Annotated in this window: 17 protein-coding genes and 1 tRNA gene; 3 read left to right on the forward strand and 15 right to left on the reverse strand. The window is 68.5% G+C overall.

Annotated elements, in window-relative coordinates:
- Positions 1 to 42 precede the first annotated feature (42 nt).
- The 10 genes from ACH4TP_RS04225 to ACH4TP_RS04270 all read right to left on the reverse strand — a co-directional run bounded on the left by ACH4TP_RS04225 (position 43) and on the right by ACH4TP_RS04270 (position 13,180).
- Complete coding sequence (locus tag ACH4TP_RS04225; protein ID WP_389220941.1) at positions 43 to 3,942, reverse strand: DNA-directed RNA polymerase subunit beta'; 3,900 nt, start codon at positions 3,940 to 3,942, stop codon at positions 43 to 45.
- Positions 3,943 to 4,040: 98 nt separating this feature from the next.
- Positions 4,041 to 7,523, reverse strand: coding sequence for a DNA-directed RNA polymerase subunit beta (gene rpoB, locus ACH4TP_RS04230; protein ID WP_389220944.1), 3,483 nt, complete (start codon positions 7,521 to 7,523; stop codon positions 4,041 to 4,043).
- 549 nt (positions 7,524 to 8,072) lie between these two features.
- Positions 8,073 to 8,459 carry a 50S ribosomal protein L7/L12 gene (gene rplL, locus ACH4TP_RS04235; RefSeq protein ID WP_389220947.1) on the reverse strand — a complete coding sequence of 129 codons (387 nt, stop codon included), beginning with the start codon at positions 8,457 to 8,459 and terminating at the stop codon, positions 8,073 to 8,075.
- A 112-nt stretch (positions 8,460 to 8,571) separates the two neighbouring features.
- Positions 8,572 to 9,102 (reverse strand): 50S ribosomal protein L10, encoded by a 531-nt coding sequence (gene rplJ, locus ACH4TP_RS04240; RefSeq protein ID WP_225803578.1) that lies wholly within the window; start codon positions 9,100 to 9,102, stop codon positions 8,572 to 8,574.
- A 250-nt stretch (positions 9,103 to 9,352) separates the two neighbouring features.
- On the reverse strand, positions 9,353 to 10,276 hold the full coding sequence (locus ACH4TP_RS04245; protein ID WP_398435575.1) for a hypothetical protein: 924 nt from the start codon (positions 10,274 to 10,276) through the stop codon (positions 9,353 to 9,355).
- A gap of 117 nt (positions 10,277 to 10,393) precedes the next feature.
- Positions 10,394 to 11,122, reverse strand: a complete 729-nt coding sequence (gene rplA, locus ACH4TP_RS04250) for a 50S ribosomal protein L1 (protein WP_041130743.1) — start codon at positions 11,120 to 11,122, stop codon at positions 10,394 to 10,396.
- A gap of 79 nt (positions 11,123 to 11,201) precedes the next feature.
- The gene (gene rplK / locus ACH4TP_RS04255; protein WP_030687894.1) at positions 11,202 to 11,636 is read right to left on the reverse strand and encodes a 50S ribosomal protein L11; all 435 of its coding nucleotides are present in this window, start codon (positions 11,634 to 11,636) and stop codon (positions 11,202 to 11,204) included.
- 167 nt (positions 11,637 to 11,803) lie between these two features.
- Positions 11,804 to 12,670, reverse strand: coding sequence for a transcription termination/antitermination protein NusG (gene nusG / locus ACH4TP_RS04260; protein ID WP_398435576.1), 867 nt, complete (start codon positions 12,668 to 12,670; stop codon positions 11,804 to 11,806).
- A gap of 44 nt (positions 12,671 to 12,714) precedes the next feature.
- Positions 12,715 to 13,002: a preprotein translocase subunit SecE gene (gene secE, locus ACH4TP_RS04265; RefSeq protein WP_389220958.1), complete on the reverse strand. Its 288-nt coding sequence runs from the start codon at positions 13,000 to 13,002 to the stop codon at positions 12,715 to 12,717.
- 105 nt (positions 13,003 to 13,107) lie between these two features.
- Positions 13,108 to 13,180 (reverse strand) — tRNA-Trp (locus tag ACH4TP_RS04270).
- Between the two features lie 205 nt (positions 13,181 to 13,385).
- Between ACH4TP_RS04270 and ACH4TP_RS04275 the strand changes: the two genes are divergently transcribed.
- Both ACH4TP_RS04275 and ACH4TP_RS04280 read left to right on the forward strand, forming a co-directional pair.
- Positions 13,386 to 14,612, forward strand: a complete 1,227-nt coding sequence (locus ACH4TP_RS04275; protein WP_398184098.1) for a pyridoxal phosphate-dependent aminotransferase — start codon at positions 13,386 to 13,388, stop codon at positions 14,610 to 14,612.
- 120 nt (positions 14,613 to 14,732) lie between these two features.
- Entirely contained in the window at positions 14,733 to 15,749 is a 1,017-nt protein-coding gene (locus tag ACH4TP_RS04280; RefSeq protein ID WP_389220964.1) for an adenosine deaminase, read from the forward strand.
- On the opposite strand, the gene ACH4TP_RS04285 is transcribed toward ACH4TP_RS04280, so the two are convergent.
- Entirely contained in the window at positions 15,746 to 16,342 is a 597-nt protein-coding gene (locus ACH4TP_RS04285; protein WP_389220967.1) for a TetR/AcrR family transcriptional regulator, read from the reverse strand. The genes ACH4TP_RS04280 and ACH4TP_RS04285 overlap by 4 nt on opposite strands.
- Positions 16,343 to 16,430: 88 nt before the next feature.
- On the opposite strand from ACH4TP_RS04285, the gene ACH4TP_RS04290 reads away from it, so the two are divergent.
- Positions 16,431 to 17,063 (forward strand): NAD(P)-dependent oxidoreductase, encoded by a 633-nt coding sequence (locus tag ACH4TP_RS04290; RefSeq protein ID WP_398435579.1) that lies wholly within the window; start codon positions 16,431 to 16,433, stop codon positions 17,061 to 17,063.
- Here ACH4TP_RS04290 and ACH4TP_RS04295 read toward each other — a convergent pair.
- The 4 genes from ACH4TP_RS04295 to ACH4TP_RS04310 form a co-directional block, all read right to left on the reverse strand.
- Positions 17,060 to 18,118, reverse strand: coding sequence for a UDP-N-acetylmuramate dehydrogenase (locus ACH4TP_RS04295; RefSeq protein WP_398435581.1), 1,059 nt, complete (start codon positions 18,116 to 18,118; stop codon positions 17,060 to 17,062). The genes ACH4TP_RS04290 and ACH4TP_RS04295 overlap by 4 nt on opposite strands.
- A gap of 303 nt (positions 18,119 to 18,421) precedes the next feature.
- Entirely contained in the window at positions 18,422 to 19,939 is a 1,518-nt protein-coding gene (locus ACH4TP_RS04300; protein ID WP_398435583.1) for a DHA2 family efflux MFS transporter permease subunit, read from the reverse strand.
- 102 nt (positions 19,940 to 20,041) lie between these two features.
- Positions 20,042 to 20,611, reverse strand: coding sequence for a TetR/AcrR family transcriptional regulator (locus ACH4TP_RS04305; RefSeq protein WP_389220979.1), 570 nt, complete (start codon positions 20,609 to 20,611; stop codon positions 20,042 to 20,044).
- Between the two features lie 91 nt (positions 20,612 to 20,702).
- On the reverse strand, positions 20,703 to 21,131 hold the full coding sequence (locus ACH4TP_RS04310; RefSeq protein ID WP_389220982.1) for a MaoC family dehydratase: 429 nt from the start codon (positions 21,129 to 21,131) through the stop codon (positions 20,703 to 20,705).
- Positions 21,132 to 21,133 lie beyond the last annotated feature (2 nt).

Consider the following 21,133-nt stretch of genomic DNA (forward strand, 5'->3'; position numbering starts at 1 on the left):
CCGTGTGACACGGGGTGACCGCCCTTCGGTCAAGCGACTCGCTTACTGGTTGTACGGACCGTAGTCGTAGTCCTCCAGCGGAACGGCCTGGCCGGAGCCCGAGCCGAACGGCGAGTAGTCGATGTCGTCGTAGCCGACGGCCGAGTACATCGCGGCCTTGGCCTCCTCGGTCGGCTCGACCCGGATGTTGCGGTAGCGGGACAGACCCGTACCGGCCGGGATGAGCTTACCGATGATGACGTTCTCCTTGAGGCCGATGAGGCTGTCGGACTTGGCGTTGATCGCCGCATCCGTCAGGACTCGGGTCGTCTCCTGGAAGGAGGCGGCCGACAGCCAGGACTCCGTCGCCAGCGAGGCCTTGGTGATACCCATCAGCTGCGGACGGCCGGAGGCGGGGTGACCGCCCTCGGTGACCACACGACGGTTCTCGGTCTCGAACTTCGAACGCTCGACCAGCTCGCCCGGCAGGAGCTCCGCGTCGCCGGACTCGATGATCGTCACGCGGCGCAGCATCTGCCGGATGATGATCTCGATGTGCTTGTCGTGGATCGACACGCCCTGCGAGTTGTAGACCTTCTGGACTTCGCCGACCAGGTGGACCTGGACCGCGCGCTGACCCAGGATGCGAAGCACGTCGTGCGGGTTGGTGGCACCCACGGTGAGCTTCTGGCCCACCTCGACGTGGTCGCCCTCGCCCACGAGCAGACGGGCACGCTTCGAGATCGGGTAGGCCGTCTCGTCGGTGCCGTCGTCCGGGGTGACGACGATCTTCTTGGTCTTCTCGGTCTCCTCGATGCGGACGCGACCGGCCGCCTCGGAGATCGGGGCGACACCCTTCGGCTGCCGGGCCTCGAAGAGCTCGACGACACGGGGCAGACCCTGGGTGATGTCGTCACCGGCCACACCACCGGTGTGGAAGGTACGCATCGTCAGCTGGGTACCGGGCTCACCGATGGACTGGGCGGCGATGATGCCGACCGCCTCACCGATGTCGACCAGCTTGCCGGTGGCGAGCGAACGGCCGTAGCAGAACGCACAGGTGCCGACGGCGGACTCACAGGTCAGGACCGAGCGGGTCTTGACCTCCTCGACGCCCGCGTTGACCAGGGCGTCGATGAGCACGTCACCCAGGTCGACGTTGGCCGGCGCGATGACCTTGCCGTCGACGACGACGTCCTCGGCGAGCATCCGCGCGTACACGGAGGTCTCGACGTCGTCCGTCTTCCGCAGGACACCGGCCTCGTCCTTGGCCGCGATCCGCAGCTTCAGACCGCGCTCGGTGCCACAGTCCTCCTCGCGGATGATGACGTCCTGCGAGACGTCCACCAGACGACGGGTCAGGTAACCCGAGTCGGCGGTACGCAGGGCGGTGTCGGCGAGACCCTTACGGGCACCGTGCGTCGAGATGAAGTACTCGAGGACGGAGAGGCCCTCACGGAAGGACGCCTTGATCGGACGCGGGATGGTCTCGTTCTTCGCGTTCGACACCAGACCACGCATACCGGCGATCTGCCGCATCTGCATCATGTTTCCTCGGGCACCCGAGTCAACCATCATGAAGATGGGGTTCGTCTTGGGGAAGTTCGCGTTCATCGCCTCGGCGACCTCGTTGGTCGCCTTGGTCCAGATCGCGATGAGCTCCTGCGTGCGCTCTTCCTTGGTGATCAGACCGCGCTCGTACTGCTTCTGGACCTTCTCGTCCTGCGCCTCGTAGCCCTTGACGATCTCCTTCTTCGCCTCGGGAACGACGACGTCGGAGATGGCCACGGTGACGCCGGAACGGGTCGCCCAGTAGAAGCCCGCCGCCTTCAGGTTGTCGAGCGTCGCCGCCACGATGACCTTGGGGTAGCGCTCGGCGAGGTCGTTGACGATCTCGGAGAGCTGCTTCTTGCCGACGGAGTAGTCGACGAACGGGTAGTCCTCGGGCAGCAGCTCGTTGAAGAGCGCGCGGCCCAGGGTCGTCCGCAGACGGAACGAGTCACCCTGCTGCCACTCCGGCTCGCCCTCCTCGGCGACCGGGGGAACCCAGCCGCGCGGAGCGACGGTGCCGACGGGGAAGCGGATCTCGACCTGCGACTGCAGCGCGAGCTCGCCGGCGTCGAACGCCATGATCGCCTCGGCCGTGGAGCCGAACGCACGGCCCTCGCCCTTGGTGTCACGGAGCTCGCCGTCGGTGGTCAGGAAGAACAGACCGAGGACCATGTCCTGGGTCGGCATCGTGACCGGACGGCCGTCGGCCGGCTTGAGGATGTTGTTCGAGGACAGCATCAGGATGCGGGCCTCGGCCTGCGCCTCCGCGGAGAGCGGCAGGTGGACGGCCATCTGGTCACCGTCGAAGTCCGCGTTGAACGCGGTGCAGACGAGCGGGTGGATCTGGATGGCCTTGCCCTCGACCAGCTGCGGCTCGAAGGCCTGGATGCCGAGGCGGTGCAGCGTGGGCGCACGGTTCAGCAGGACCGGGTGCTCGGCGATGACCTCTTCGAGGACGTCGTACACGACCGTGCGGCCGCGCTCGACCATCCGCTTCGCCGACTTGATGTTCTGCGCGTGGTTCAGGTCGACCAGGCGCTTCATCACGAACGGCTTGAAGAGCTCCAGCGCCATGGCCTTCGGCAGACCGCACTGGTGCAGCTTGAGCTGCGGGCCGACGACGATGACGGAACGCGCCGAGTAGTCGACACGCTTGCCGAGCAGGTTCTGACGGAATCGACCCTGCTTGCCCTTCAGCATGTCGCTGAGGGACTTCAGCGGACGGTTGCCGGGGCCCGTGACCGGGCGACCACGACGGCCGTTGTCGAAGAGGGCGTCGACCGCCTCCTGGAGCATCCGCTTCTCGTTGTTCACGATGATCTCGGGGGCACCGAGGTCGAGCAGACGCTTCAGACGGTTGTTGCGGTTGATGACACGGCGGTACAGGTCGTTCAGGTCGGAGGTCGCGAAGCGGCCACCGTCCAGCTGCACCATCGGACGCAGGTCCGGCGGGATGACCGGGACGCAGTCGAGAACCATGCCCTTGGGGCTGTTCGCGGTCTGCAGGAACGCGGAGACGACCTTGAGGCGCTTGAGCGCACGGGTCTTCTTCTGGCCCTTGCCGGTACGGATGATCTCGCGGAGGCGCTCGGCCTCCTCCTCCAGGTCGAAGGACTCCAGGCGCTTCTGCAGCGCCGCGGCACCCATCGAACCGTCGAAGTACGTGCCGAAGCGGTCACGCAGCTCGCGGTAGAGGAGCTCGTCGCCCTCCAGGTCCTGGACCTTGAGGTTCTTGAAGCGGGACCAGACCTCGTCCAGACGGTCGATCTCGCGCTGCGCGCGGTCGCGCAGCTGCTTCATCTCGCGCTCGGCACCCTCGCGCACCTTGCGGCGCACGTCGGCCTTGGCGCCCTCGGCCTCCAGCTCGGCGAGGTCGTTCTCGAGCTTCTTGGCGCGGGCCTCCAGGTCGGAGTCGCGACGGTTCTCGATCTGCTGGCGCTCGACGGAGACGTGCGCCTCCAGGGAGGGCAGGTCACGCGTACGGCGCTCGTCGTCGACGTACGTGATCATGTACGCCGCGAAGTAGATGACCTTCTCCAGGTCCTTCGGGGCGAGGTCGAGCAGGTAGCCGAGGCGCGACGGAACGCCCTTGAAGTACCAGATGTGGGTGACGGGAGCGGCGAGCTCGATGTGGCCCATCCGCTCGCGGCGCACCTTGGCGCGGGTGACCTCGACGCCACACCGCTCACAGATGATGCCCTTGAAGCGGACGCGCTTGTACTTGCCGCAGTAGCACTCCCAGTCCCGGGTCGGACCGAAGATCTTCTCGCAGAAGAGTCCGTCCTTTTCGGGCTTCAGGGTGCGGTAGTTGATGGTCTCCGGCTTCTTGACCTCGCCGTGGCTCCACTGACGGATGTCGTCAGCGGTGGCCAGACCGATCCGGAGCTCGTCGAAGAAGTTGACGTCGAGCACTATGCGTCAATCCCTCTCAGGGTTGTAAGGCTGTGGGGTCTGATACGGGGGTCCTGGGGCCGGCGGGGGCTCATCGCTGAGCCCCCGCCGGACTCCCGTCAGACCTCTTCGACGCTGCTCGGCTCGCGCCGGGACAGGTCGATGCCGAGCTCCTCCGCTGCGCGGAAGACGTCCTCGTCGGTGTCGCGCATCTCGATGGACATGCCGTCCGAGGACAGCACCTCCACGTTGAGGCACAGGGACTGCATCTCCTTGATGAGGACCTTGAAGGACTCGGGGATGCCGGGCTCAGGGATGTTCTCGCCCTTGACGATGGCCTCGTAGACCTTCACGCGGCCGGTCACGTCGTCGGACTTGATCGTCAGCAGCTCCTGGAGGGCGTACGCGGCGCCGTAAGCCTCCAGCGCCCACACCTCCATCTCACCGAAGCGCTGGCCACCGAACTGGGCCTTACCACCCAGCGGCTGCTGGGTGATCATCGAGTACGGACCGGTCGAACGCGCGTGCAGCTTGTCGTCGACCAGGTGGTGCAGCTTGAGGATGTACATGTACCCGACGGAGATCGGGTCCGGGAACGGCTCGCCGGAGCGGCCGTCGAACAGCCTCGCCTTGCCGGACGGGAGCACCATGCGCTCGCCGTCGCGGTTCGGGATGGTGTGCTGGAGCAGACCCGCGAGCTCGTCCTCACGCGCACCGTCGAAGACCGGGGTGGCGACGTTGGTGCCGGGGGCGACCTGGTCGGCGCCGATCGCCTGGAGGCGCTGCGCCCACTCGTCCGCGAGACCGGAGACGTCCCAGCCGCGGCTGGCGAGCCAGCCGAGGTGGATCTCCAGGACCTGTCCCGGGTTCATTCGGGACGGGACACCCAGCGGGTTGAGGATGATGTCGACCGGGGTGCCGTCCTCGAGGAAGGGCATGTCCTCGATCGGGAGGATCTTGGAGATGACACCCTTGTTGCCGTGACGGCCGGCGAGCTTGTCACCGTCGGTGATCTTGCGCTTCTGGGCGACGTAGACGCGGACCAGCTGGTTCACGCCCGGGGGAAGCTCGTCGCCCTCCTCGCGGTCGAAGACGCGGACGCCGATGATCTTGCCGATCTCGCCGTGCGGCACCTTCAGCGAGGTGTCACGGACCTCACGGGCCTTCTCACCGAAGATCGCGCGGAGCAGGCGCTCCTCCGGGGTCAGCTCGGTCTCACCCTTCGGGGTGACCTTGCCGACCAGGATGTCGCCGGCGACGACCTCGGCACCGATGCGGATGATGCCGCGCTCGTCGAGGTCCGCGAGGACCTCCTCGGAGACGTTCGGGATGTCCCGGGTGATCTCCTCGGGGCCGAGCTTGGTGTCACGGGCGTCGACCTCGTGCTCCTCGATGTGGATCGAGGAGAGGACGTCGTCCTGCACGAGGCGCTGCGACAGGATGATCGCGTCCTCGTAGTTGTGGCCCTCCCACGGCATGAACGCCACGAGGAGGTTCTTGCCGAGGGCCATCTCGCCCTCTTCGGTGGCGGGACCGTCGGCGAGGACCTGGCCCTCGATGACGCGCTGCCCCTCGTCCACGACGACCTTCTGGTTGACAGAGGTGCCCTGGTTGGAGCGGGAGAACTTGTGCAGGCGGTACGTGATGTACGTGCCGTCGTCGTTGGCGACCGTGATGTAGTCGGCCGACAGCTCCTGGACGACACCGTCCTTCTCGGCCTTGAGCACGTCGCCGGCGTCGGTGGCGCAGCGGTACTCCATGCCGGTGCCGACGAGCGGGGCCTCCGACTTAATCAGCGGGACGGCCTGACGCATCATGTTCGCGCCCATGAGGGCACGGTTGGCGTCGTCGTGCTCGAGGAACGGGATCATGGCGGTCGCGACCGACACCATCTGGCGCGGCGAGACGTCCATGTAGTCCACGTCCGACGGCTCGACGTAGTCGACCTCGCCGCCACGCTTGCGGACCAGGACGCGGTTCTCGGAGAAGCGGAGCTCGTCGTCGAGCGCGGCGTTGGCCTGCGCGATGACGAACCGGTCCTCCTCGTCGGCGGTGACGTAGTCGACCTCGTCGGTGACCTGGCCGTCGACGACCTTGCGGTACGGCGTCTCGATGAAACCGAACGCGTTGACGCGGCCGTACGAGGCGAGCGAACCGATCAGACCGATGTTCGGGCCTTCGGGGGTCTCGATCGGGCACATGCGTCCGTAGTGGGACGGGTGCACGTCTCGGACCTCGAAGCCGGCCCGCTCACGGGAGAGACCGCCCGGACCCAGCGCCGAGAGACGACGCTTGTGCGTCAGACCCGACAGCGGGTTGTTCTGGTCCATGAACTGGGACAGCTGCGAGGTGCCGAAGAACTCCTTGATCGACGCCACGACCGGGCGGATGTTGATCAGGGTCTGCGGGGTGATCGCCTCGACGTCCTGCGTGGTCATCCGCTCGCGGACGACGCGCTCCATACGAGCCAGACCCGTGCGGACCTGGTTCTGGATGAGCTCGCCGACGTTGCGCAGACGACGGTTGCCGAAGTGGTCGATGTCGTCGGTCTCGACGACGATCTCGTTGCCGTTCTCGCCGACCGTCTCGGTCTCGCCCGCGTGGAGCTTCACGAGGTACTTGATCGTGGCGATGATGTCGTCGGTGGTGAGGACACCGGCGTCCAGCGGCTCGTCGGCGCCGAGCTTCTTGTTCACCTTGTAGCGGCCGACCTTCGCGAGGTCGTAGCGCTTCGGGTTGAAGTAGAGGTTCTCGAGCAGCGTCTGAGCGGCCTCACGGGTCGGCGGCTCGCCCGGGCGCAGCTTGCGGTAGATGTCGAGCAGCGCGTCGTCCTGGCCCTGGGTGTGGTCCTTCTCCAGGGTGGCGCGCATGGACTCGTACTCGCCGAACTCCTGCAGGATCTGCTCGGTGGTCCAGCCGAGGGCCTTCAGGAGGACGGTGACGGACTGCTTGCGCTTGCGGTCGATGCGGACACCGACCAGGTCGCGCTTGTCGATCTCCATCTCCAGCCAGGCGCCCCGGGACGGGATGATCTTGGCGGAGAAGATGTCCTTGTCGGACGTCTTGTCGATGGAGGAGTCGAAGTAGACACCCGGCGAGCGGACGAGCTGCGACACGACGACACGCTCGGTGCCGTTGATGACGAAGGTGCCCTTGTTGGTCATGAGCGGGAAGTCGCCCATGAAGACCGTCTGGGACTTGATCTCGCCGGTCTCGTTGTTGGTGAACTCGGCGGTGACGAAGAGCGGGGCGCCGTACGTGAAGTCACGGTCCTTGCACTCGTCGATCGAGTTCTTCGGCGGCTCGAAGCGGTGGTCGCGGAAGGTCAGCGACATCGACCCGGAGAAGTCCTCGATCGGGGAGATCTCCTCGAAGATCTCCTCCAGACCGGACTTCGTGGGGACGTCCTGTCCCGACTCAAGGGCAGCCTCGACGCGAGCCTTCCAGGCGGCGTTGCCGAGCAGCCAGTCAAAGCTCTCGGTCTGCAGCGCGAGGAGGTTCGGAACCTCGAGGGGCTCCTTGATCTTTGCAAAGGAGATGCGCAGCGGGGCGGTGCTTGCGCCGTTGTTCGTATTGGTCGAGGCGTTGCGCGAGGCGGCCAAGAGGGGGTCCTTCCGAGGGCTCGGACTCACTACGCGCGTACCGGTCCCCAGCAACGCTTCACGGCAGACTTTTCCTGAGATGACCAAAAGGCCAGGTCAGACGGGGTCGGTCCACGAAGCTGATGCGAAGGTATGCCCCTGGTGACGGGCAGGGGGCAGCTAACAGGCAGCGCAAAGGGTCAGTGTAGCCACTTGGCTCACTGATGTCCAGGGCGACTTCTTCGCGACCCTCGTTGCTCTCAACTCCGCGGTACCTCGCGCCGTGCGGCGCACCTCGATACTGCCCGTTCAGTCGTCGATCCATGCCTCGGAAACGGATCGTTGTGACGACGCGTCCTGAGAATTGCGCGCTGCGTGCGGTTCGTCAAGGCCCCCCGGTCAGCGGGGCGCACGGCGAAGATCACCATACTCCGCTCGCGGCGGCCTTGAGGCGCCCCGCCACGCCCGCTTCCGGGGAACGCCGAAAGGCGACCACCCAGAAGGGTGATCGCCTTTCGCTGCCTCCGCGTTACACGGGGGCAGGAGTCAGCTCAGTGAGCCGAAACGGTCTTACTTGACCGTGACGGAGGCACCGGCGGCCTTGAGGGCCTCGGCGGCCTTGTCAGCGGCCTCCTTCGCGACCTTCTCGAGGACCGGCTTCGGGGTGCCGTCGACGAGGTCCTTGGCCTCCTTGAGGCCCAGGGAGGTGAGCTCGCGCACGACCTTGATGACCTGGATCTTCTTGTCGCCGGCACCCTCGAGGATGACGTCGAACTCGTCCTGCTCCTCGGCGCCACCGGCAGCGTCGCCGCCACCAGCCGGGGCAGCGGCAACGGCGACGGCCGCGGCAGCCTTGACGTCGAACTTCTCCTCGAAGGCCGAGACGAACTCGGACAGCTCGATGAGGGTCATCTCCTCGAACTGAGCGAGCAGGTCTTCCTGAGAGAGCTTCGCCATGATGGGCGATCCTTCCACTAATCTCGGCAGGTGCCGATGTGTCTTGAGAGGCGGGCGTAACGGCCCGCTACGACCCACGCACTAGGCGGCGTGGATCAATGCGCGAGCCGAATTACTCGGCACCGCCCTGCTCGGCCTGCTTGGCGCGAAGCGCGTCCACGGTGCGGACGAGCTTCGTCGGCAGCGCCTGGAAGAGCTGAGCAGCCTGAGTCTGCTTGCCCTTGAAGGCACCGGCCAGCTTGCTGAGCAGAACCTCGCGGGACTCGAGGTCCGCAAGCTTCTTGATGTCGTCGGCGGAGAGAGCCTTACCGTCAAGGACACCGGCCTTGATGATGAGGTTCGGGTTCTCCTTGGCGAAGTCACGCAGGGCCTTCGCCGACTCCACCGGGTCACCGGTGACGAAGGCGACCGCGGTCGGACCAGCGAAGTGCTCGTCCAGTGCGGTGATCCCGGCCTCGTTGGCCGCAATCTTGGTCAGCGTGTTCTTCACCACGGCGTACTGGGCGTTCTCACCGAGAGAGCGACGCAGCGTCTTGAGCTGCGCGACGGTGAGACCCCGGTACTCGGTCAGCACGGCGGCGTTGGAGCTCTGGAACGCGTCCTTGAGCTCGGCCACCGATGCAGCCTTGTTGGGCGTCGGCATAGTGCGTCGGCCTCCTTCCGGGTGATGAGGACCGCTCAGAAGGGGGCTGGACAAAACAAAACGCCCCGGGCGCAGGCGCACGGGGCTGAGCTCGACCGAACGTGAAGTCCGGGAACACTTCCACAGTCACCTGCGCGGGTCGTCCGTTGTCAGCGGATCCTTCGGCCACCGCACCCGGTAAGGGCACAGCAACGACCAGCGGTCTTTGGCTTCTGTGGAAGCGTACGTGATGGCCTGGGCCAGGAGCAAATCAGGCCGTGCCCATGCCCTTGAGCATCTCGAAGAGGTCCAGGGTGTCCTCGGCCGGCGGGGCCTGTACGGCGATCTGGGTGCCGTAGTCGGTGTAGTCGGCCCGGATCCGCATCTTGCCCTCGGCCATGGTCATGCCGATGTCCATGCGGGTCGGGTAGCCGTCCTCGGTGACCCAGAGCTCGGTGTCGTAGCCCTTGAGACCGGTCTTCTTCATGCCGGCGATGAGCTTGTCGTGGTCCTCCTTGGAGAGGAGCTTCGACGACTCGTTGGCCTTGAGCATCTGCTCGAAGGTGAGCGTGCCCTTGTAGTGCTGGGTCTCCAGGCCGTTGATCTTCTCGGCGCCGATGTGCTTCAGGTCCGGGGAGTCCAGGAGCAGGGCGAGCTGCTGGGCCGGGTCCTGGTTCATGTTGTCCAGGCCGCCGGTCAGCTGCTTCTGCACCGCCTTGTCGCCGGTGGCCTCGGCCGCGGCCGTCAGGTCCAGCTTCATCCAGCGCTTGCCGTCCATCTCGGCGGCCTGCTTGGCGCCCGCGTCCATGTACATGACGTTGTCGAGCATGATCATGCGCATCTGCTCGGGTGCGCCGGGCTTGCCCTTGCCCAGCATGGACCCCTTCATGGTGATGTCCATGGCCGCCGGGGCCCAGCTCTGGACGCCGCTCATCTCGATGGTGCCCGACTCGGCGCCGACGCCCTCCACGCTCATGGTCATCTTGACCTTGGCGGCCTTGGCCTTCGAGGTCTTCTCGTACGCGGCCTGGATGACCTTCGTGACGTCCCCGTGGCCCTGCGCCTCGGCGGAGGCCTTGGGGGCCTCCTTCGGGGCCGCCTTGGAGTCCCCGCCGTCCTGACAGCCCGCGACGCCCGTCACGACGGCCACGGCCGTCAGGGCGACACCGGCGCGCTTCCAAGCGGACTTGCTCATCAGAGTTCCCCACCCCTTGATCGAAGTCTTTACCGTTCTTTGAACCGTAACAAAGAGCCGGCCCCGCACCTCCGGAGAGGTGCGGGGCCGGCTGACCACTCAGCGAACCGGTGAGGTTCAGACCGCGGCCGGGTCCTCCTCGACGAGGAGGTTGCGGGTGCGGTTGGAGTCCAGCGGGATGCCGGGGCCCATCGTCGTCGTGATGGCCGCCTTCTTGATGTAGCGACCCTTCGCGGCGGACGGCTTCAGACGGAGGATCTCCTCCAGGGCCGCGGCGTAGTTCTCGACCAGCTTCGTCTCGTCGAAGGAGACCTTGCCGATGATGAAGTGCAGGTTCGAGTGCTTGTCGACGCGGAACTCGATCTTGCCGCCCTTGATGTCGTTGACAGCCTTCGCGACATCGGGGGTGACGGTGCCGACCTTGGGGTTCGGCATGAGACCACGCGGGCCGAGGACGCGGCCGAGGCGGCCGACCTTGCCCATGAGGTCCGGGGTGGCCACAACGGCGTCGAACTCGTTCAGGCGGTTGCCCTTGGAGATCTCGTCGATGAGCTCGTCGGAGCCGACGATGTCGGCGCCCGCGGCGATCGCGGCCTCGGCACGCTCACCGGTCGCGAAGACCAGGACCCGGGCGGTCTTGCCGGTGCCGTGCGGGAGGTTCACGGTGCCACGGACCATCTGGTCGGCCTTGCGCGGGTCGACACCCAGGCGGAAGGCGACCTCGACGGTGCCGTCGAACTTCGTGGTGGCGGTCTCCTTGGCGAGACGGACGGCCTCGAGGGGGGCGTAGAGCCGCTCGCGGTCGACCTTGGCGTCCGCGGAGCGGAGAGCCTTGCTGCGCTTCACTGCTTCTCCTGTTTGTTCAGGTGTGGAGTCGTGGTGCGGGCCGCGCCGGCCCTACCACTGAGGTCACGAGGGGGGGTGATCAGCCCTCGACCGTGATGCCCATGGAGCGGGCGGTGCCAGCGATGATCTTGGACGCGGCGTCCAGGTCGTTGGCGTTGAGGTCGGGGAGCTTGACCGTGGCGATCTCGCGGACCTGGGCGGCCGTGAGCTTGGCGACCTTGGTCTTGTGCGGCTCGCCGGAGCCCTTCTCCACGCCCGCGGCCTTGAGGATCAGCTTGGCGGCCGGCGGAGTCTTGGTGATGAAGGTGAAGGTGCGGTCTTCGTAGACCGTGATCTCCACCGGCACGACCATGCCACGCTGCGACTCGGTCGCGGCGTTGTAGGCCTTGCAGAACTCCATGATGTTGACGCCGTGCTGACCGAGCGCGGGGCCGACCGGCGGGGCCGGGTTGGCCGCGCCGGCGTTGATCTGGAGCTTGATAAGCCCCGTGACCTTCTTCTTCTTGGGAGGCATTGCTCTCTCCGGGTCCTAGTGAGAGTGTTCAGCCCGCCATCCGGTCATCCGGATGCAGGCATACCGCACAACGATAACGGGTATAGACGTGCGGCTAAAAACCGAGCAGGTCAGAGCGGCTGCGAGAGCCACTCTGACCTGGTCGGAAGATGCGGAAGAAGCTGAGATCAGTTCTTCTGGATCTGGTCGAAGCTGAGCTCGACCGGGGTCTCGCGACCGAAGATCTCGACGAGGCCCTTGACCTTCTTCGAGTCCGGGTTGATCTCGTTGATCGTGGCCTGGAGGGTCGCGAACGGGCCGTCGGTGACGGTGACCGAGTCGCCGACCTCGAAGTCCAGGACCTGGACCTCCAGCTTGCGGGCCGGAGCCGGCTTGCCCTCGGCCTCGGCGGCCTCGCGGGCGGCCTTCTCCTCGGCCTCCGGGGCGAGCATCTTGACGATCTCGTCCAGGGTCAGCGGGTACGGGTCGTAGGCGTTGCCCACGAAGCCGGTGACGCCGGGGGTGTTGCGGACGACGCCCCAGGACTCGTTCGTCAGGTCCATGCGGACGAGGACGTAGCCGGGGAGCTTGTTCTGCTTGACGTTCTTCCGCTCGCCGCCCTTGATCTGGACGATCTCTTCCTCGGGGACCTCGGCCTGGTAGATGAAGTCCTCGACGTTGAGCGAGACGGCACGCTGCTCGAGGTTGGCCTTCACGCGCTTCTCGTAGCCCGCGTAGGTGTGGATGACGTACCACTCGCCGGGGAGGGTGCGGAGCTCCTCGCGGAGCGCGGCGATCGGGTCGACCGGGGCGGCCGGCTCGGCCTCCTCCTCGGCGTCCTCGTCCTCGTCCTCGACGTCCTCGTCGATCTCGACGGCCTCGTCCTCGTCGGCGTCGACGTCCTCGTCGGCCTCGACCTCGACGTCCTCGTCCGCAGCGTCCTCAGCAGCGTCGACCTCGACGTCCTCGACGTCCTCGTCGGCGGCCTCGACGATGTCCAGCTCGTCCTCGACGGACTCGGACTCGAAGGCGTCGTTCAGGTTCGCGTCAGACACGGTGGCTGCTTCTTCCTGCGATACAGATGGGGTGGAACAAAAAGTCAGCCGAAGACGTACTTGACTGCTTCCTGGAAGCCATAGTCAATCACGGTGACAAGGCCGATCATGATGACGACGAAGACAATCACCACGGTGGTGTACGACGTCAGCTGGTTCCGCGTGGGCCAGACGACCTTGCGGAGCTCCGCGATGATCTGGCGGTAGAAGAGCGCGAGACGGCCCAGGGGGCCCTTCTTTCCGCGCTTGCCGCCCTTGCGGGACTTCTTCTTCGACTCGGCGGTCTCGTCGTCGGCATCAGGCGTGTCGATGGAGCCTACGGCGTCCGTCACGATGTCTCACCTGATTCCGGGTCGGCCGTGCCGCGCCCGGGTGGAGCCGCACGGCGGTGCAATGAAGTACGTACACATGCGCACAACACCTGGCGGTGTGTGTAGCAGGGCCGGAGGGACTTGAACCCCCAACCGCCGGTTTTGGAGACCGGTGCTCTACCAATTGAGCTACGACCCTTTGTCGGTGCCCCCAACGTACCGCATCGTGAGATGTGGTCGGTGCGGGCCAACGAGGAGTGAGCATACGTGGTCATGGGCCCCTACGTCGAACAGAAACCGCGCCGACCTGCTCCCGGACGCGCGTACGACCGGTAATGACCGGTCCTGTCCGGTCCGTGAAACCTGCGTGCCGGGCCTCCGCACGGTCTGGGACGATGGCCGGTATGAGCGCTGCTACCCCTCCCACCGAGCGTCGGGTCTCCGCCCGGATCGGTGCGATCTCCGAGTCCGCCACCCTCGCCGTCGACGCCAAGGCCAAGGCCCTCAAGGCCGCCGGTCGTCCGGTGATCGGTTTCGGCGCCGGTGAGCCCGACTTCCCGACCCCGGACTACATCGTCGAAGCGGCCGTCGAGGCCTGCAAGAACCCGAAGTACCACCGCTACACGCCGGCCGGCGGCCTTCCCGAGCTGAAGACCGCGATCGCCGCCAAGACGCTGCGCGACTCCGGTTACGAGGTCGACGCCTCCCAGGTCCTGGTGACCAACGGCGGCAAGCAGGCGATCTACGAGGCCTTCGCCGCGATCCTCGACCCGGGCGACGAGGTCATCGTCCCGGCGCCGTACTGGACGACGTACCCCGAGTCGATCCGTCTCGCGGGCGGTGTCCCGGTGGAGGTCGTCGCCGACGAGACCACCGGCTACCGGGTCTCGGTGGAGCAGCTGGAGGCGGCGCGCACGGAGCGGACCAAGGTCGTCCTCTTCGTCTCCCCCTCGAACCCGACCGGCGCGGTCTACAGCGAGGCGGACGCCGAGGCGATCGGCCGCTGGGCCGTCGAGCACGGCCTGTGGGTCCTGACGGACGAGATCTACGAGCACCTGGTCTACGGCGACGCGAAGTTCGTCTCGCTGCCGGCGATCGTGCCCGAGCTGCGCGACAAGTGCATCGTGGTCAACGGTGTGGCGAAGACGTACGCGATGACGGGCTGGCGCGTCGGGTGGATCGTCGGCCCGAAGGACGTCGTGAAGGCCGCGACGAACCTCCAGTCGCACGCCACGTCCAACGTGAGCAACGTCGCCCAGGTGGCCGCGCTCGCCGCCGTCTCCGGCAACCTGGACGCGGTCGCCGAGATGCGCGCCGCCTTCGACCGCCGCCGTCAGACGATCGTGCGGATGCTGAACGAGATCGAGGGCGTGTACTGCCCGACGCCGGAGGGCGCGTTCTACGCGTACCCGTCGGTGAAGGGGCTGCTCGGCAAGGAGATCCGCGGCAAGCGCCCGCAGACCTCGGTCGAGCTCGCCGCCCTGATCCTGGACGAGGCCGAGGTCGCGGTCGTCCCGGGCGAGGCCTTCGGCACCCCGGGCTACCTGCGTCTTTCGTACGCGCTCGGCGACGAGGACCTGGTGGAGGGCGTGTCCCGGATCCAGAAGCTCCTGGCCGAGGCGACGGACTGATCCGCTGATCGCCGCGGGCCCCCGGTTCTCCGGAACCGGGGGCCCGTTTTTGCGTTCTAGCAAGGTCCCGATCGGGGAAATGGACTTCATTCGTCCATTCGGGTGCGGCAGTATCGGCCAATGGAGCACGTACGCGATCTCACCCTGTTGCCCAAGGCCCATCTGCACCTGCACTTCACCGGTTCGATGCGGCCCACGACCCTCATCGAGCTGGCCGACAAGTACGGCGTGCACCTCCCGGAGGCGCTCAAGAGCGGCACCCCTCCCAAACTGCGGGCCACCGACGAGCGCGGCTGGTTCCGTTTCCAGCGGCTGTACGACATCGCCCGCTCCTGCCTGCGCGCGCCCGAGGACATCCAGCGGCTCGTCCGCGAAGCGGCCCAGGAGGACGTCAGGGACGGCTCGGGGTGGCTGGAGATCCAGGTCGACCCCACCTCGTACGCCCCGCACCTGGGCGGCCTGATCCCGGCCCTGGAGATCATCCTCGACGCCGTCGACGCGGCTTCCCGGGAGACCGGGCTCGGGATGCGGGTCCTGGTGGCGGCGAACCGCATGAAGCACCCCCTGGAGGCCCGTACGCTCGCCCGTCTGGCCGTCCGGTTCGCCGACCGGGGCGTGGTCGGTTTCGGGCTCTCCAACGACGAGCGGCGGGGCATGGCCCGGGACTTCGACCGGGCGTTCGCGATCGCGCGGGAGGGCGGCCTGCTCGCGGCCCCGCACGGCGGCGAGCTGACGGGCCCCTCGTCCGTACGGGACTGCCTGGACGATCTGCGGGCGGCGCGGGTCGGCCACGGGGTGCGGTCGGCGGAGGACCCCCGGCTGCTGCGGAAGCTCGCCGAGCGGGGCGTGACCTGCGAGGTCTGCCCGGCGTCGAACGTGGCCCTCGGGGTGTACGAGAAGCACGAGGACGTCCCGCTGCGCACCCTCTTCGAGGCGGGGGTCCCGATGGCGCTCGGTGCCGACGACCCCCTCCTGTTCGGCTCGCGGCTGGCCGCCCAGTACGAGATCGCCCGCCGGCACCACGGGTTCACCGACGCGGAGCTGGCGGAGCTGGCCCGTCAGTCGGTGCGGGGCTCGGCGGCGCCGGAGGACGTCAAGGCGAAGCTCCTGGCGGGGATCGACGACTGGATCGCCTAGCCGATGCCCCTGAGCAGGGTGCGGACGAGCGTGCGGGCGAAGTCGTCGAGGGAGTCCGGCGGCCTGCGGTCGGGGGTCATCTCCCAGGCGAAGGAGCGCTGCACGCAGGCCCCGAGGAGCAGGGAGGCGGCGGCCACCGGGTCGGCGTCGGGGCTCAGGCGGCCGTGCTGCTGCTCGGCGCGGAGGTAGGCGGCGAGGCCTTCGATGGGCTTGTGGGGGCCCACGCCGTAGGTGCGCATGGCCTCCTCGTGGCGCCGCTTGAGCTGCGGTTCCGCGTAGAGGGAGGCGACGACCGGGAAGGTCTGCTCGTAGAAGCGCACGGCCTGCCGGGCGACCTCCGTGAGGTTCTCCTCGACGGTGCGGCCGCCGGGGTCGGCGGCGAGTATGCCGAGGAGCTCGCCGAGCTGGGGCAGGCGTTCGTTCAGGACGGTCAGGAAGAGCTCTTCCTTGCTGCTGAAGTACTTGTAGAGCGCGGCTTCCGAGCAGCCGGCCGCCTTGGCGATCTCCTTGGTGGTGGTGCGGGCGAGCCCCGCCGTCCGCATGAGGTCGCGGGCGGCGTCGATGATCCGGGTCCGGGTCGGTCTCTGTTCCACGCATCCTCCAGTGCACGCTTGACGTTTGAGTGAGTATCCACTCACCCTAGGGGTGAGTGAATACTTACCCACCCTGGGAGGGTGCGACATGAAGCTCACAGTCTTCGGCGCGACCGGTGGCATCGGCCAGGAGATCGTCCGGCAGGCCCTGGCCTCGGGCCACGAGGTGACGGCGGTGGTGCGGGACCCGGCACGGCTCACCGTGACCGGCGCGGGCCTGACGGTCCGGCGGGCCGACCTGACCGACCCCGAGGCCCTGCGCGGGGCCGTCGCGGGCCGGGACGCGGTGCTCTCGGGCCTCGGGGCCCGGAGCCGGGCGGACGCGGGCGTGGCGGCGCGGCTGACCCGCTCGGTGCTCACGGCGATGGAGGCCGAGATGACGCGCCGGATCCTGGTGGTCAGCGCGGCCCCGCTGGGGCCGACCCCGGAGGGTCAGCCCCTCGTCGACCGGGCGACGCTCGCGGTCATCAACGCGGTCCTGAAGGACATCTACGCCGACCTGCGGGTCATGGAGTCCGAGCTCGCCGCGAGCGGCACCGACTGGACCGCCGTGCGCCCGCCCCGGCTGACGGACAAGCCGGGCACCGGGCAGTACCGCACGGTCGTCGGCGGCACCCCGCTCCGGGGCCGCTTCCTGGCCCGCGCGGACGTGGCGCACGCGATGCTGGCGATGATCGACGACCCCGCGACGCTGAAGCAGGGCGTCGGGGTCGCGCACTAGAGCTCGACCCCGACCGTCACGGGCTCGTTGACGAGGGTGATCCCGAAGGCGTCCCGCACCCCGGCGACGACCTCGCGGGCGAGGGCCAGGAGGTCCTCGGTGGTCGCCTCGCCCCGGTTGGTGAGGGCGAGCGTGTGCTTGGTGGAGATCCGGGCGGGCCCGGAACCGTACCCCTTGGTGAACCCGGCCCTGTCGATGAGCCAGGCCGCCGAGGTCTTCACGGCGCCGTCCTCGCCCGCCGGGAAGGCCGGCGGGGTGACGTCCGGGCCGAGCCGCTCCGCCACGCGCGCGAGGAAGGTCTCGTACTCCCCCGCCGTGAGGATGGGGTTGGTGAAGAAGGAGCCCGCGGACCAGGTGTCGTGGTCCTCCGGATCCAGGACCATGCCCTTGCCGGCGCGGAGCTCCAGGACGGTCTCGCGGGCGGTGGCGAGGGGCACCCGTTCCCCGGCCTCCACGCCGAGGGCGCGGGCGGTCTCGGGGTACTTGAGGGGCGCCGACATCCCGTCGGCGTCCTCCAGCTCGAAGCGGACCCGCAGCACGACGTACCGGTCGGGCTGGTCCTTGAAGAGGCTGTGCCGGTACGAGAAGGCGCACTCGGCGTTCGTGAGGGTGACGGTCTCCTCGGCACGCCGGTCGTACGCGACGACCTCGGTGACGGTGGCGGAGACGTCCTGCCCGTACGCGCCGACGTTCTGGATGGGGGTCGCACCGGCCGAGCCGGGGATCCCGGCCAGGCACTCGATCCCGGCGAGCCCCGCCTCCACGGTCCGCGCCACGGCATCCGTCCAGACCTCGCCTGCGGCCAGCTCCAGGCGGGTCCCCTCCAGGTCGAACCCGGTGGTGGCGATGCGCAGCGCCGTGCCGTCGAAGCCCTTGTCCCCGATGACCAGGTTCGATCCACCGCCGATGATCAGCAGCGGGGTCCCGGCGGCATCGGCCTCACGGACCGCCGCGATCACCTCGTCGTCGGTGGTGGCGGTGACGAGCCGGCTGGCGGGCCCGCCGAGCCGGAAGGTGGTCAGGGGCGCGAGGGGGGCATCTGCGATCTGCTGCACGGGCTCAAGAGTACGGGCCGCGCTCACGGCGCACGGAAGGCGACGGCCCCGCCGAAAGGGGCGATGCCGTACGCCACGGGGTGCCGCCGCTTCTCCTGCGCGGCACCGGACCGCAGCCGCGACGGCCGGAAAGGCGACGCCCCCGCCGGAAGGAACGGGGCCGTGCACCACGGGTGCCGCCGCCCCTCCGACACGGCCCCGGGCCGCAGTCGCGGCGAACGGAAAGGTGACGGCCCCGCCGAGAGGGGCGGGGCCGTGCGCCTCGGGGTGCCGCCGCTTCTCCTGCGCGGCACCGGACCGCCGTCACGCGACGATCAGCCCCGACTTCCCTGCACCGGTCCCGGAGTCGGACTCGCCTCCGGCCCCGGCTCCAGCCCCGGCCAGCGCCTCCGCTCCGGAATCCGCTCCGGAATCCGCCCCGGCCTCCGTCTCCGCCGCCTCGCGGGCCCGGCGCGACGGGGCGAAGAGGACGGCCACCGCGCCGAGTGCCACCGCCCCGGCGCCGACCCACAGGGCGGGGACCAGGCCGTCGACGAAGCTCTGGGCGGACTCGTAGCCGCCCTGGGCGGCGAAGATGGAGGCCATGATGGCGACGCCGAGCGCGCCACCGACCTCGCGCAGCGCGTTGTTGGCGCCGGAGGCGATGCCCTGCTCGGAGGGGCGGACGCTGGACATCACGAGGTTGGCCGCGGGGGCGAAGTACAGCGCCATGCCGATGCCGCTGACGACGAGGGCGGGGAGCTGGACCACGTACGAGACGTCGGGCGTCACGACGAGGGCGAACCAGCCGAGGCCGATCGCCTGGAGGGCGAGGCCCGCGGCGACGACCGGGCGGCCGCCGATCCGGTCGGAGAGGGCGCCCGCGATCGGCGCGACGAGCATCGGCATGCCGGTCCAGGGCAGCATCCGCAGACCCGCCTGGGTGGGCGAGTAGCCCAGGACGCCCTGCAGGTACTGGCTGAGCAGGAAGATCGAGCCGAACATGCCGAGGAACATCAGCAGGCTGGCCGCGTTGATGCCGGAGAAGGCGCGGCTGCGGAAGAGCCGCATGGGCAGCATCGGCGCCTTGTTGTGGATGCCGTGGTGGACGAATCCGCCGATGAGCGCGGCGCCGACGACCAGCGCGATCAGGACGGTGGCGGAGGTCCAGCCGTCGAGGGGGCCGCGGATCAGCCCGTACACGATGCCGAAGAGGCCGCCGCTGGCGAGGAGCGTGCCGGCGATGTCGAGGCGGGCGCCGGCGCCGTACGACTCGGCGAGCCGCAGCCGGGCGAGCGGCAGGAGGGCGAGGCCGAGCGGGACGTTCAGCCAGAAGATCCACGGCCAGGAGATGTGCTCGGTGAGGCTGCCGCCGATGAGCGGGCCGGCGGCGACGGCGAGGCCGTTGACGGCGCCCCAGATGCCGAACGCCATGCCGCGCTTGGCGGGCGGGACGGCCGCGGTGAGCAGGGTGAGCGTGAGCGGCATCATGATCGCGGCGCCGACGCCCTGGACGGCGCGGGCGGCGATCAGCGCGTCGATGCCGGGGGCGAGCGCGGCGGCGGCGGAGGCGCCGGTGAAGACGGCGAGGCCGGTGAGGAACAGTCTGCGGCGGCCGAAGCGGTCGCCGAGGGCGGCGCCGAACATGAGCAGGACGGCGAAGGTGAGGGTGTAGGCGCTCACCGTCCATTCGAGGTCGTGCAGCGCTCCGCCGAGGTCCTCCCGGATGGAGGGCAGGGCGGTGGTGACGACGAGGTTGTCGAGGGCCGCCATGAAGCCGGCGACGCTGGTGATGACGAGGGCCCAGGCGGCGGAACCGCGGCGGGCTTCGGGCTGGTTCATCGCTGCTCACCTTTCAGGTTAGTTATTGATGACTAACTTCTACGGGCAGAGCTCGGCCGGGACGCGGAGCGACCGGCCCCCGGGCCGGAGCCCGGGCGTGCGCTACTTCTCCAGTCGCCCGAGGAGGCGGGCGGAGGGGTAGAACCCCTCCCAGACCCGGTGCTCGGGCGGGAACCCCATGGCGACGAGGGTGTTGACGAGCATTCCGTACGCCAGGAAGGTCGTGGTCTCGCCGACGTCGGCGCCGAGCGGCAGGTGGACGGCCTCCCACAGCTCCATCCAGCCGGCCCGGACGGCCTCGCCGAACTCGTGGTCGCCGGCCTCCTCCGCGGCGGCCACCGCGACGTAGACCTGCATCTGCATCAGGAGCCGGTCCGGCTGCTCGGTGATGAGCCGGGTGTAGGCATTGGCCATGGCATGCAGGGCCTCCTCCCCCTTCAGCCCCTCGGCGGCCTCCTCGAAGACCCGCCGGGTGTCCGCCAGGCAGCGCTCGGACGCCGCCAGGAAGATCGCCTTCTTTCCGGGGAAGAGCCGGAAGAGGTACGGCTGCGAGACGCCGACGCGGCGGGCGATCGCCTCCGTCGAGGTGCCGTGGTAGCCACCCCGGGCGAACTCCTTCATCGCCGCGCGGATCACGCTCTCGCGCCGCTCCTCTGCACTCATCCTGGCCATGCATACAAAGTTAGTACTCAATCACTAACTCCGTCAACCCGGAAAAGGGGGCGGCCTCGTCGGGACGGCCGCCCCCTTCCGAAGTCGCGGGTCAGGCCAGGCGCACGACGGCCCGACTCATGCCCAGCACCTTCTGCCCGGCGCTCACGGCCGTGATGTCGACCCGCACCCGCTGGTCGTCCAGCTTGGCGGCGACCTTGGCGGAGACCTCGATCTCGGCGCCCTTGTCGTCGTTGGGGACGACGACCGGCTTGGTGAAGCGGACGCCGTACTCGACGACGGCGGCCGGGTCGCCGGCCCAGTCGGTGACGACGCGGATCGCCTCGGCCATGGTGAACATGCCGTGGGCGATGACGTCCGGGAGGCCGACCTCGACCGCGAACTTCTCGTTCCAGTGGATCGGGTTGAAGTCCCCGGAGGCGCCGGCGTACTGCACGAGCGTGGCGCGGGTCACGGGGAAGGTCCGGGCGGGCAGCTCGGTGCCGACCTCGACCTCGTCGTAGGCGATCTTCGCGGTCATGG

This window comes from Streptomyces sp. NPDC021012 (genome assembly GCF_044333355.1).
Taxonomy (GTDB): domain Bacteria; phylum Actinomycetota; class Actinomycetes; order Streptomycetales; family Streptomycetaceae; genus Streptomyces.